10 protein-coding genes and 1 pseudogene are annotated in these 12,581 nt (G+C 55.8%); 3 read left to right on the forward strand and 8 right to left on the reverse strand.

The features are described from left to right. Nucleotides 1-41: 41 nt before the first annotated feature. Nucleotides 42-620, reverse strand: coding sequence for a hypothetical protein (locus PMI18_RS26140; protein WP_033035769.1), 579 nt, complete (start codon nucleotides 618-620; stop codon nucleotides 42-44). Between the two features lie 909 nt (nucleotides 621-1,529). Here PMI18_RS26140 and PMI18_RS26135 point away from each other — a divergent pair. Then, on the forward strand, nucleotides 1,530-2,786 hold the full coding sequence (locus tag PMI18_RS26135; RefSeq protein ID WP_007895680.1) for a tyrosine-type recombinase/integrase: 1,257 nt from the start codon (nucleotides 1,530-1,532) through the stop codon (nucleotides 2,784-2,786). 19 nt (nucleotides 2,787-2,805) lie between these two features. Further along, nucleotides 2,806-3,204 (forward strand): annotated as a pseudogene (locus PMI18_RS0129280) (DNA adenine methylase); the annotation flags it as partial. Nucleotides 3,205-3,300: 96 nt separating this feature from the next. Here PMI18_RS0129280 and PMI18_RS26130 read toward each other — a convergent pair. From PMI18_RS26130 to PMI18_RS26115, 5 genes are all read right to left on the reverse strand, one after another. Continuing rightward, entirely contained in the window at nucleotides 3,301-3,993 is a 693-nt protein-coding gene (locus tag PMI18_RS26130; protein WP_007895685.1) for an SOS response-associated peptidase family protein, read from the reverse strand. A gap of 161 nt (nucleotides 3,994-4,154) precedes the next feature. Next, complete coding sequence (locus tag PMI18_RS26125; protein ID WP_007895686.1) at nucleotides 4,155-4,388, reverse strand: hypothetical protein; 234 nt, start codon at nucleotides 4,386-4,388, stop codon at nucleotides 4,155-4,157. A gap of 923 nt (nucleotides 4,389-5,311) precedes the next feature. Beyond that, nucleotides 5,312-5,554, reverse strand: a complete 243-nt coding sequence (locus PMI18_RS31405) for a hypothetical protein (protein ID WP_238542577.1) — start codon at nucleotides 5,552-5,554, stop codon at nucleotides 5,312-5,314. Between the two features lie 469 nt (nucleotides 5,555-6,023). Further along, nucleotides 6,024-7,712 (reverse strand): class II poly(R)-hydroxyalkanoic acid synthase, encoded by a 1,689-nt coding sequence (gene phaC, locus PMI18_RS26120; protein WP_007895688.1) that lies wholly within the window; start codon nucleotides 7,710-7,712, stop codon nucleotides 6,024-6,026. A 100-nt stretch (nucleotides 7,713-7,812) separates the two neighbouring features. Further along, nucleotides 7,813-8,748 (reverse strand): alpha/beta fold hydrolase, encoded by a 936-nt coding sequence (locus PMI18_RS26115; protein ID WP_007895689.1) that lies wholly within the window; start codon nucleotides 8,746-8,748, stop codon nucleotides 7,813-7,815. Nucleotides 8,749-9,055: 307 nt separating this feature from the next. On the opposite strand from PMI18_RS26115, the gene PMI18_RS26110 reads away from it, so the two are divergent. Continuing rightward, nucleotides 9,056-9,733, forward strand: a complete 678-nt coding sequence (locus PMI18_RS26110; protein ID WP_007895690.1) for a glutathione S-transferase family protein — start codon at nucleotides 9,056-9,058, stop codon at nucleotides 9,731-9,733. 82 nt (nucleotides 9,734-9,815) lie between these two features. Here PMI18_RS26110 and PMI18_RS26105 read toward each other — a convergent pair whose 3' ends face one another. Both PMI18_RS26105 and PMI18_RS26100 read right to left on the reverse strand, forming a co-directional pair. Then, nucleotides 9,816-11,090, reverse strand: a complete 1,275-nt coding sequence (locus PMI18_RS26105; protein ID WP_007895691.1) for a glucarate dehydratase family protein — start codon at nucleotides 11,088-11,090, stop codon at nucleotides 9,816-9,818. Then, a complete protein-coding gene (locus PMI18_RS26100) occupies nucleotides 11,087-12,484 on the reverse strand; it encodes an MFS transporter (protein WP_007895700.1) in 1,398 nt (465 codons plus the stop codon). Before PMI18_RS26100 ends, PMI18_RS26105 begins: the two co-directional genes overlap by 4 nt. Between the last annotated feature and the right edge of the window lie 97 nt (nucleotides 12,485-12,581).

The following is a 12,581-nucleotide window of genomic DNA, read 5'->3' on the forward strand; positions in this document are numbered from 1 at the left end:
CAAGTCCTGTTGTTCGAGGCCACTTTTGTCGGCGAACGTTGTTAGCGTGAAGTTTTGACCTTCAGGACTTCGGTATAAATGGCATCGACCGTCTGACCCACATGGAGCTTCTTCATTCTTTCCTGAAGCTTCGGGTCTTCGACTTTCAGAACAGTCGCTTTTCCCTCCGGCGGAAGCAAGGTCACCTCATGCTGTTGCAAGTCAATGCGAGTGATCTTGGACGTGACCTTGACCTGGCGAACCGCTTCACCTCCGGGATTGGGATTGTCCTTGGTGGCACGGATGGACATGGATTCCTTAGTGACGCCCGGTGCACCGCCAACCTCTGTATCAAGCTTATAAGCAACCGAACGAATCACATGAATATCGACCGTGTCGCCGACTTTCAAATTGTGCAGGTTCTTGGCCTGGTCGGTGAGCTGGATAGACACTGGGCTTTTGTCGCGACCTTCGATGGTGACCTGGTAGTTAGCGGGATCAACGGCCAATACACGGGAAACAATGTGCCCCTCCATCGCACTGCTTCCCAATGGTATATCGGCGGCATGTGCGGTCAGGCAGGCAGTTGAGAGAAGTGAAGCGAGGGCAATGGCGCAGGCAACGGAACGGATTGGTCTCATGGGGCTGCTCTTCCATAGAGTGTTGACATTACGAATCCTGCATACGGCTTTCTGGGGTGACTTGCCGTAGCCGATGGAATCGCATTGACCTCGGTAGCAATCACTAAAATCCAATCAGCTCAGTGTAGCTTTCATTTGTGTATTGCAATCTGCAAACCTACTGGCCTCCCTTCGGACCGAAGTCGGCAGATTGAAACGGCAGAGCCCGCAATCCTAGCAACCACTTACACGAGGGCAGTAATCGCGGAACTCCTTCTTTCGAGGTGATCTTCTATTGAGTTTTTGTCGCCCGCCTGACATATAAACTAGTGTCGGAAGGCTGCATTTGGCCGAGGCTGTGTAAAAACATTTTCGAGCGCGACGGGTACTCAAAACCGGACTGAAAATCGCGCCTCTGCGTGAAATCCACATCTGCTGACATGCCGATAAGTTTCAGATTTAACGTAGACGCCACCCTTCAATTTTGGCGAAGCGTTTTTACACACTCGGGGCCGAAAGCTGCCTATCGCACCACTCCAAACGCATCCTTCATATCAGATTGGACAGTTGATATTGACGGGGGGGAGGGCGGGCTGAGAGGTAAGGTTGCGGAAATTGCCGAAAAGATGCGGAAACGATCCAGAAGCGCTGTGACAGAATCTGCGAACCCCAGAAACGACAAAGCCCTGAATAATCAGGGCTTTGTCGTATAAAGATGGCGGAGGCGATGTCCGCTATTTTGACGTATTTTGAGTTCTATTGCCGTCTGGCTGTTTACTAAAAAGTCCTTATTAAACATGTAGATATTTGATTTTTTGTCTTTTGTGTTCCAATGGATATTACCGAAAGCCATCGTCCAAGGTGTGGGCTGGAGTGTGGGCTGGAGCTGATTTAGATTAGGTCATCGTCCTTAAAGAGATGAGGTGACGCATGGCATCACTTACGACAAAGGCGGTGGAGAAAATAGTCAGAACTGGCTTGCCTGGCATGACCAATGACGGAGATGGGTTGTATCTGAGAGTTGGCCCTACCGGCGGCGCAAGTTGGCTTTTCCGCTATAAGCTCTCAGGAAAGAGCCGATACATGGGCTTGGGAAAGCATCCAGAGACAAGTCTCGCGGCAGCTCGGGAAAAAGCATCTGATGCTAGAAGGCTGAGTAGATCTGGAGTCGATCCAATTGCGAGTCGAGATGAGGTGTTGGAGAGGAAAAGGCTGGAAAAAGAAGCCACGTTTCTATCGGAGCGCGAAACCCCGACCAAACCAATAACCTTTAAGGAGGTTGCTCTTGATTACATCGCTGCCCATAAGGCGGGCTGGAAAAATGCCAAGCACGCCCAACAGTGGAAGAACACACTGACTACTTATGCGTTCAAGGTCATAGGCGATCTTGCCACCCAGGAGATAGGCATTGAACATGTGCTGAAAATCCTCAAGCCGATTTGGACAGTAAAGCCCGAAACCGCTAGTCGTTTGCGAAACCGTATCGAACTTGTCCTCGACGCAGCAAGAGCTCGAGACCTACGCGCAGGCGAAAATCCCGCTCGATGGCGAGGACACTTGGACAAGCTTTTGCCTCCTCGCCAAAAAGTGCGTGCTGTAAAACATCACGCAGCAATCCCATGGACTGAGCTCCCTACGTTCGTGGCGACTCTTGAGAAAGCAGAAGATCTGAGTTCTAAGGCCCTGTGCTTCACTATCCTGACCGCTTGCCGAACCAGCGAAGTACTCTTATCTACGTGGGCAGAGATTGATCTCGTTGCTGGAATATGGACCATTCCAGCGTCGCGGATGAAAGCAGGGAAAGAGCACCGGGTTCCGCTGTCGAAACCAGCATTGGATCTACTGATTGGTCTTCCTCGCGTAGAAGGGAACAATCATCTGTTTCCTGGTGCTCGAAAAGGGAGGCCGCTGAGCAATATGGCGATGTTGATGGTGTTGCGTCGAATGAAGCGCAACGATCTCACGACGCATGGATTCCGCTCGACTTTTAGGGATTGGGCGAGTGAGGTCACCCACTATCCTCGAGAGGTCTGCGAACAGGCGCTTGCACATACAGTAGAGAATGCGGTTGAGGCTGCTTATCGCCGTGGAGATCTGTTCGGGAAGCGTCAAATGTTAATGGATCAATGGTCACGGTATGTGTGTGGCATGCAGGACGCACCGGACAGTAGGGAGGCTGCCAGTTAAGGTTCAGCTTGTTTACTGACCTATTGAAGTCCTCAACGACATCAACGGCGACCTGGTCACGCTGTACCGCGTCGTGCAGAACCACCTGGAAGAATTCGTGCGCCAGTTCAAATGGGCGCTGAGCTCACGCCAGGTGTTCGAGTGGCAGAAGATGACCCGCCCCGAAAACCTCACCGACATCCAGCGCGCCGCGCGATTTTTCTACCTACAGCACCATGCCTTCGCCGGCAAGGTCACCGGGCAGACGTTCGGTACCGCCAGCACAGGCCCGGCCATCAACCTGCTGCGGATTGAGGAAAATCTCTCGGCGGCCTGGCAGCGCCTGTCTGGGACCTACGTCGAACATCTACCCTGGCTCGAATGCGCGGAGCGTTATGACCGTGCGCATACCTTCCATTACATGGATCCACCTTATTGGTCTGATACTGCGCTTCCAGTTCGTTAATACGCGCCTGCAGCTGCTGGTAGGTTTGTTCTATCTGGTTCATGGATAGCGCCTCTCGTCAGCAAGCAGTCAGACAAATGGATCGCTAATAGGGTTGATCACGCTGCTTTGCTGATTGCGGATATCGCCCACAGGGCGGTCGACCTTGAACCACTCGAAAGCCTCGGTCGGTTCCCAGTGCAACAGCATTATTTGCTCGGCGCGCTTTTCCGGTGTCGCCGGATTCAGCCATTCCCGGGCCAGTTCGGGGCTAAGCGTCACCGGCTGCCAGTCGTGTATAGCCACCATGCCGCCCTTGCTGTCGGCACTGATGAACACGAAGCCGTCATGCGCGTCCGGTTGATGCTCTGCGTGGGGGTACTGACCGATCGCGGTGCAGAGGATTGGGGCGCGATCCTTCCGACGGATCAGGTAGGGCTGCTTTTTTGGGCCGCCTTCATCCACCCATTCAAACCAGTTGTCGATCGCGATGATCGCCCGGTGCGGCCATATCGCTCTGAAGAATGGATTATGGGCAATTCTGTCTACCCGGGCCTTGATCGACGCGGCACGATCCATTGCCCAAGTCGGCCGCCATCCCCAGCGCACCATGTCGGCCCGCAGAAACTGACCTTCCTGGTGGAAGAGGGCGAGCTGAGCGGGTGGCGCGGCGTTGTAGAACTCGAAAGGCCGCTCACCTGCATAGTTGATCAATGCGTTTGGAATGTTGAGCGCCGCGACAAAATCATGAATGCCCCGGTACTGGGAAAGACGTCCGCACATGGTTGGAAGCCTCCGGTTGTGTTTTCAGCGTAGACCAGAACCTAACAGCTTGAAGACGACGCCTTGTGCTCACGCATCGATTCCAGCGACCAAACCTAATGACGCATCCCTATAAACCGCGCAATGCGGGTTTTACCTTTAGGGCTCCATTCATCCACTCCCTACACGAACTCCCACATAACGTCCGTGATACCTAGCGCTGCTACCCGCGAACGCAATTGCTCTTCCTCGGCTTCAGCCCGTCCGGCGTTAACGGCATGCTGATGTTCATAGCGCTTTAGAATATGGAACAACACCGTGAACTCATCTGTCCTCGCCCTGAGGAGAGTGCCTATCGACATCTGTACTGGATGGCCGTGTTTCTTGAAGATGATTTTTAGCGTCCCGTTCTTCATCCCTGTGCCCCTTTGACTCACTGTCTGATATCACCCAATGACATGCCAGCCTGGCATGCACATGCGCAGGGCCCATCCCGAATAAGGGTCCGTTCTTTCCGCTACACGAATTCCCAGATGACGTCGGTTATGCCTAACGCTGCCACTTGCGGACGCAGCTGCTCTGCCCCGACTACCGTCAAATCGATGTCAACGTCCTTCCGGCTTTCATACTGTCTAAGAATATTGAATAGCGCAGCGTACGCATCTGCTCTCGCATGCAACGGCACGGCGATAAACAACTCCAGCGGATAACCGAGCTTTGGTAGCTAATTTTTTGCATACCGTTCTCGCTCATCGCGGTAGCCCTCTGGCTCGCTGTCTGATATCGAAAACCATAGCAGCCGATACCAAACCTCCCGATGGCAATAAAAAAACACGACGAAAAGCACTTATCCCCCTCTCGCCGCCGAACCTTGCTTCTGCTTTTTGTGCAAAGGATCGTGGTGGTGCAATTGGTGGGTGGACCCAGGCCTGCCAGGGACTCTGTTGGATAAGTGGCAATTTCGCAGTATGCAAGGCTTTGCAAAGAAATGAAGAAAGGTTACAGAGCGCTCAAAGGCGCGGGGAGGGTGCGGACACTCAAGCCCCGGTTTATCAGGCCAGCGACTTGGAAAATCGGAGGTTTGGCGACTTTTTGAATCCTGAGAAGCTCTAGCCAGACGCATATTTGGCTGGTAATTCAGTTTCCACCGAAGCTGCAAAAGGCTGGGTGGTAGTCCTTTCAGGCCGCTGGTGTCATTTCACATCCTGTCACAGGAAGGTGCCTCCCATATACGGAGCCACGATCCACCAAACAACCGCAATCCATACCACGCCCAGCGCCAATAGCATGACAATGAAGTATTTTTCAGCCATGGCAGCGCCCACAATCGGAAGCGGGGTTAATCAGTATAGATCCACCGTTTATGAATCGGAGTTCCCGGTTGAAGCAGGGTGGCAACCGCGGCCACCAGCTCATCCAAAGACCAAGGCTTACGCAGATAGATCGCGGAAGGGGGAACCGTATGGGTCCCCTCGTCATAGCCAGATGTCAGAATCGCGGCAATAGAAGGCCATTGGCCTTTCACCTTTTCAATGAATTCAGTACCTTGCAATTGTCCAGGTAATCCTTGATCTACAATCACGAGGAGGCATTCTCCCCCACATCTCTGATAGGTGCGTGAATGCATCATTGGCGCTTTCGAAACCCAAGAGAGGAAGGCCGATGTCAGACAAAATTTCCATCATGAACGCACGTATTGTTGGGTCGCCTTCCACAACAATAACTACGCCTGATACAGGCAACAGTCGTTTCCAATGTCGATTCACTCGTCGGCTCCTCAGAGGCGGGGAACCTTCAGTGTAGGCACCTTTTTTTGAGCTACTGGGAGCTTTGGGATAGCGTCAAAATTGGCTGTTTCTCGTGGGCATCGCGAAGCAGAGGGACTAGTGCCTGCAGTCCGCGTAGGACGAAGCATTGATTGGATCTGGTTGGCGAGACATTCACTGACTCACCCAAATCGTGGAGTCCTAATTTGATTAGGGAACTGTCGGAAGGCGACGGTAACTGGCCGAGAAATCCCCGGCCGGTCTTTTCAATGTTCAAGTCAGGGTTTAACTCGCATGCACGTAGGTGCCAGGAGCTGCCTCCATCGGTGGGTGATTCTGATTTCCCAGCCCCAGCTGAATTTCGCGTTGCGCACCAGAACGCGCCTGAATCCAGCCCAGCCAACCTGGCCACCAGCTGCCATCGTGCTTCTGCGTATCGGAATACCAGGCACGCGGGTCGGATGGCAGTTTGTCGTTCTCCAGATAGCTAGCCTTGAGATTACCTGGCGGATTGAGGATGCTCTGGATATGCCCGCTGTTGGAGAGCAGGAAGCGCCGTTCGCCACCGAGCAGCAGGGTCGAGCGGTATACCGCGTCCCAAGGTGTGATGTGGTCGTTGATACCGGCAATGCTGAAACTGTCGACCGTGACTTTCTGCAGGTCAATCGGCATGCCGCAGACCTCCAAGCCGTCAGGATGTATGAGCGGATTGAGTTTGACGAAGTCCAGCAGATCGCCATGTAGGGCGGCCGGTAGGCGAGTGCTGTCGTTGTTCCAGTAAAGGATGTCGAAGGCCGGGGGTTGCTTGCCGAGCAGGTAGTTATTGATCCAATAGTTCCAGATCAGGTCATTCGGGCGCATCCAGGCGAAGACCTTGGCCAAGTCGCGGCCATCCAGCACGCCTTGCTGATCGGAGCGGCGCTTGGCGGCTTCCAGGGTTTGCTCATTGACAAATAACATGGCTGAGCTGTCGATCTGACTGTCTAGCAGGCTGACCAGATAGGTTGCGCTTGCGACTTTGTGCAGCTGTCGTTTGGCTTGCAGGTAGCCTTGCAGGGCGGCGATGCTCAGGCCGCCCGCGCAGGCGCCCATCAGATGGGCCTTTTTGCTGCCGCTGATGGCGCGGGTAACATCGAGGGCTTCTTCGATGGCTTCTACATAACGCGATAGACCCCACTCGCGATGGCGAGCGTCGGGGTTGCGCCAGCTGACAATGAACACTTGTAAGCCGTTCTTGAGTGCGTACTGAACGAAGCTCTTCTCCACGCTGAGGTCAAAGATGTAGTACTTGTTGATCTGCGGCGGCACGATCAGCAGTGGACGGGCGTATTGTTTTTCGCTCATCGGCCGGTACTGGATTAGCTCTAGCAGCTCGTTGCGGAACACCACGGCGCCAGGGGTGATGGCGATATTCTGGCCGACTTCAAAGGCCTGCTTGCTGACTTGGCTGGGCATGCCGCCATTGTGCCGCAGGTCGTCGAGCAGATGACCAACCCCTTTGAGCAGGCTGGCGCCGCCGGTGTTAAACAGCTCTTTGACCGCCAGCGGATTGAGCGGGCTGTTGGACGGCGACAGCGCATCGCCGAGTTGAGCCAATATGAAATGTGCGCGGGCTTGATCGTCGGCCGCCAGATTGCTCTCGTCAATCCAAGCGTTCAGTTGCTTTTGCCAGGCCAGATAGGCTTGCAGTCTGCGGCGGTAGAAGGGGTTGAAGCGCCAGGATGGGTCCTGGAAGCGCGCATCCTGGACGGGGGAGGGATTCGACGTATTACCGAGCAGCACGCGGCCCAGTAGGCCACCAAGAGCTAGAGTATGGCGGGCGCTGTGGATAGGCTGCTTGATGCCTTGCAGCGCCAGAGTGCGCAATGTGGGGAACAGACTTCGACCATGTAGACCGAGTATTGCGCTCCGCTCTGCTTTAACAAGGGACGCGGATCCGGGCAAGGTACTCGCTGCAGTTGTTTTTTTTCGCATGGACCAAACTCCATCGTCGTATCGTTATCGAGCCAAACAGAAAGGATTTGTACCAACATGCGCCAAACGGCTGCGCGAAGAGTCAACCCAGAGCCACGCTCTAGCGAGGCAAGTGGTTATGCGCCGCACTGTGGCTGAAGATACGGTCACTGGTTGTGTAGCGGTGCGGGCTGCCCAACAGTGGCGGGCTCTTCGGTTTGACAAGGCTGGAGGCCGGCTGCAGAAAGCCCAGCAAGGCCTGCTGGGTGTCATTCCAGGCCGTCGGGTGTTCCATATCGAGGAAGTGCCCGGCGTTTTTGATGGTCTGAAACTGCGCCTGACGGGAATGAGTTGCGAACAGACGGGCGTCTTCCACCGAGGTGTACTCATCCCGTTCGCCGTTGATAAACAGCAGCGGCACTTCGATGGCATCGGCACAGGAAACGTAGCAGTGAGTGTCCTGGGTCAACACCTCATTGACGTGAAAATGCATCTGCCGGTATTCGTGTTCGTCCAGGCTGCTGACATGGCGCTCATTGAAACGCTTGAACAGCGACGGCAGGTGCTTGCCGATGGTGCTGTTGATCAAGCGCCCGACATTGCGCCGATCGCACGCCTGGAGAAAATCCCGCCCGCTCTCCAGGTAATCGCGCATCGGCGTGTTGATCCGTGCGGCGAATGAACTGATCACTGCCTTTTCGATTCGTCGCGGATGCTGCGCCAGCGCCAGCAAGGTCGCCGCCCCGCCCCAGGAAAAGGACATCACATGCTGCGCGCGGAAGTGCTCGATCAACTCCAACAGGATTGCGGCCTCGTCTTCCTTGCGGATCGGTTGGTCATGCAGGTTGTGTTGTTTCGATTGACCGGCGTAGGGCTGATCGTAGAGGACTACGTTGAAGCGTGGCCGCAGGTAGCGCACCGTTTGGGCAAAGGATGCAGTCGTTGCCAGCGAGCCATTGACCAGAATGATGGTCTTGTCGGCGGTGGCGTTGAGATAATGCTCGGTATAAACCTTGTACTTCTTACCAATCTCGACGATCGCAGTTTTCAGCGTCATGTCATTCTCTTCCTTGAACAAATTGGATCAACACACACAGCGCAATTGACTATCCGGCTTCCTCCGGGCAAGCCTGACAGCACGAACCAGCGACAACGGTACAAGGGCGCTGAGATGAACGCCATGACCAATAAGTCACAACCCGACCAGCGGTTCACAGTAAAGCAGGGATTTTCCCGTGTGCAAGTACGCACGCCCGAAAGTGGCGGCCCTGACGCATCGCCAACATCCGCCTATGATTATTCATTGCCCCACCTTCATCAGTTCCAGGGCTCTCGCCCCCTCACGTCAAATGAGGAGTTGAAAGATGTCGCTGACGCTTTACTACCATCCGCTGGCGTCGTTCTGCCACAAAGTACTCATCGCGCTTTACGAAAACGGCACCGAATTCGAGAGAAGAATCATCGATCTCGGGGACGCTGCCGACAGCGCTGAACTTCAGGCATTGTGGCCAATCGGAAAGTTCCCGATTATTCGCGACCATGCCCACCAGCGGAATCTGCCGGAGTCCAGCATCATCATCGAGTACCTGGATCGACGGTATCCGGGCAAGCACAGACTGGTTCCAGACGATTGGGATAGTGCGCTGGAGGTGCGGTTATGGGATCGTTTCTTCGACCATTATGTACAAGTGCCGATGCAACAGATTGTCAGTGATCGACTACACGCGACCAACGGTGATCTGACCAGGGAGCGGTCCACGCTGGAAACGGCGTACGGCATGCTCGAACGCCGGATGGCGTCGAGAATCTGGGTGGCCAGCCCGGCGTTCAGCATGGCCGACTGCGCCGCCGCCCCGGCACTTTTCTATGCCAGCACGCTCGTGCCGTTCCCCGACGACTACCGGAACTTGAGCGCCTATTTCGACCGCTTGGTACAGAGGCCGTCATTTCAGCGGGTGATCGACGAAGCCAGGCCCTGGTTTTCGTTGTACCCGTTTGCGGATGCCATCGAGCAGCGGTTTCTGGCGCCGGATAACACATGAGCGGCTCTGACTGCCTTCGCGCCCGATGCCAGTCGGTTCGAAGCGCGAAGGGACAGTTGCCGTTTTTTGCGGGAATGCGCGATCAAAAACGCGGCTTGAGCGTCTTCCACTCCGGCTTGTAACGCTGCATCTGCTTCACGTCATCGCGCTGACGAATGCCGCAGGTCAGGTATTGGTCATGCAGTTTGCCCAATTGATCGTGATCCAGTTCAAGGCCTAACCCTGGTGCACGGGTGATTTTCACGCAGCCATTGACGATGGGCAGCTTACCGCCCTTGATCACCTCCTCGTCCGGTTCCTGCCAGGGGTAATGGGTGTCACAGGCGTAATCGAGGTTTGGCACCGAAGCGGCGACTTGCGCCATGGCCATCAGGCTGATGCCCAAGTGCGAATTGGAATGCATGGACACGCCAAGGCCGAAGGTGTCGCACATTTTCGCCAGCGCCTGGGTGTCGCGCAGGCCACCCCAGTAATGATGGTCGGCGAGCACGATCTGCACGCTGTTCAGGGCTACGCTGCGGCGGAACTCATCAAAGTCAGTGACCACCATATTAGTCGCCAGCGGCAGACCGGTGCGTTTGTGCAGTTCGGCCATGCCGTCGAGGCCCGGTGTCGGGTCTTCGTAATACTGCAGGTCATCGCCCAGCAGTTCGGCCATGCGAATCGAGGTTTCCAGCGACCAGTTGCCGTTCGGGTCGATGCGCAGCGGGTAGCCGGGAAAGGCCTTTTTCAGCGCTTTGATGCACGACACTTCATGCTCCGGCGGCAGTGCGCCGGCCTTGAGTTTGATGCTCTTGAAGCCATAGGCCTCGATCATGCGCCGGGCCTGGGCAACGATCTGCTCTTCACTCAACGCCTCGCCCCAGCTATCCGGTTTGTAGGGGGAATCGATGTGTTGCGCGTACTTGAAGAACAGATAGGCGCTGAACGGCACCTCATCACGAATCGCCCCGCCCAGCAGGTCCACCAACGGCACGTTCAGGGAATGCGCCTGTAGATCGAGAAACGCCACTTCGAACGCCGAATACGCGTTGCTTACCGCTTTGCTGGCGTGAGAGCCAGGCGCCAATTCTGCACCGGCGATGCTCTGGGTTTTGTTTGCCGCCACGGTGGCCTGCACGATGGCGCGTAACTGGTTGAGGTTGAACGGGTCGAGACCGATCAGCTGACTTTGCAATTGCTGTTGAATCGCCAGCGCCGGGGCGTCGCCGTAGCTTTCGCCCAGGCCGATGTAGCCATTGTCGCTCTCGATCTCGATGATCGAGCGCAGCGCGAAGGGTTCGTGAATGCCACTGGCATTGAGCAGCGGCGGATCACGGAAGGCGATGGGGGTGACGGTGACGCGTTTGATTTTCAAGAGGCAGCTCCCTTTGGCTCGGTATTCAAGGCTTGATGACTGACAGGATTTTTTGCTGCTGCGACGTCGACCGGTTTACCGGTGAGCGAGCGGCGCGTGTCGCCACGCGGTGCAGTGCGGGCAAAAAAGATCACCACGGCCGCCACCAGAGAAGTCGCCGCCAGGCCGTACAAACCGCCCTCGATGGAACCGGTGGTCTGCTCCAGGAAACCGAACGCGGTCGGCGCGACGAAACCGCCGAGATTACCGATGGAGTTGATCAGCGCGATCACCGCCGCGGCAATGCGCGCATCCAGATAGCCTTGGGGAATCGGCCAGAACAATGCTGAAGCCGCCTTGAAACCAATGGCCGCAAAACAGATGGCGACGAAGGCGAAGATCGGCCCGCCGGTGGTCGACATGAACATGCCGAATGCGGCAATCACCAGCGTCACGGCCACCCAGGCCTGCTGGTATTTCCATTTGCTGGCCATGGCGGCGAAGCCATACATCGCCAGGATGGAAATAATCCACGGGATCGAGTTGAACAGGCCGACCTGGAAGTCGCCCAGGTTGCCCATTTTCTTAATCATGCTGGGCAGCCAGAACGTGGCGCCATAAATCGTCAGGGCGATGGAAAAGTAGATAAAGCAGAACAAAGCAATCTGCCGATCGGCCAGTAATTTGAACATCGACGGTTTGACCGTCTGCATGGCTTCGCGAGCCTGCTGTTCCTGGGCAATGGCGCTGACCAGAGCATCCTTTTCTTCGGCGCTAAGCCAATTCGCCTGACGTGGATGGGATTGCAGCCAGAACCAGACAAACCCACAGAGCACGATGGAGGCAAAGCCTTCAATCAGGAACATCCACTGCCAACCGTGCAGGCTGAAACCGCTGACGTGCAGCAGCGCGCCGGACACCGGACCGGAAATCACCGAGGCAATGGCCGAACCGCTGAGGAAGATTGCCATGGCCTTGCCCCGTTCGCTCGATGGCAGCCATTGGGTGAAGTAGTAAATGATGCCGGGGAAAAACCCCGCCTCGGCGGCGCCAAGAATGAAGCGCAGCACATAGAAACTGGTTTCGCCGCGCACAAAGGCCATGGCCATCGCCGCCGCGCCCCAGGTGAACATGATGCGCGTCAACCAGGCGCGGGCACCGTAGCGTTGCAGCAACATATTGGAAGGCACTTCGAAGATCGCGTAACCGATGAAAAACAGCCCGGCACCCAAGCCATAGGCCGCGGCGCCAATGCCCAGGTCGGTTTCCAGGTGGCTGCGCACGAAGCCGATGTTGACCCGGTCGATGTAGTTGACGATGAACATCACCACGAACAGCGGCAGCACATGACGTTTGACCTTGGCCGCTGCTCGGGCGAGGACTGTCGGGTCCGGCGGACTCTGATGGTTATTCAAGGGGCGACTCCCGTTCATTGTTTTTTTAGGGGAAAGCCGATCATGGACGGGCCTATTGATCCCGTCTAATCTAACTTGGCACTCGATTGATACTTGG

The sequence above is a fragment of the Pseudomonas sp. GM102 genome (assembly GCF_000282555.1).
Classification (GTDB): domain Bacteria; phylum Pseudomonadota; class Gammaproteobacteria; order Pseudomonadales; family Pseudomonadaceae; genus Aquipseudomonas.

Bases quoted from the DNA above. Each gene is read 5' to 3' on its own strand.
- PMI18_RS26140 (WP_033035769.1), bottom strand. From the start codon at position 620: ATGAGACCAATCCGTTCCGTTGCCTGCGCCATTGCCCTCGCTTCACTT.
- PMI18_RS26135 (WP_007895680.1), top strand. From the start codon at position 1,530: ATGGCATCACTTACGACAAAGGCGGTGGAGAAAATAGTCAGAACTGGC.
- PMI18_RS26130 (WP_007895685.1), bottom strand. From the start codon at position 3,993: ATGTGCGGACGTCTTTCCCAGTACCGGGGCATTCATGATTTTGTCGCG.
- PMI18_RS26125 (WP_007895686.1), bottom strand. From the start codon at position 4,388: ATGAAGAACGGGACGCTAAAAATCATCTTCAAGAAACACGGCCATCCA.
- phaC (WP_007895688.1), bottom strand. From the start codon at position 7,712: ATGCGAAAAAAAACAACTGCAGCGAGTACCTTGCCCGGATCCGCGTCC.
- PMI18_RS26115 (WP_007895689.1), bottom strand. From the start codon at position 8,748: ATGACGCTGAAAACTGCGATCGTCGAGATTGGTAAGAAGTACAAGGTT.
- PMI18_RS26110 (WP_007895690.1), top strand. From the start codon at position 9,056: ATGTCGCTGACGCTTTACTACCATCCGCTGGCGTCGTTCTGCCACAAA.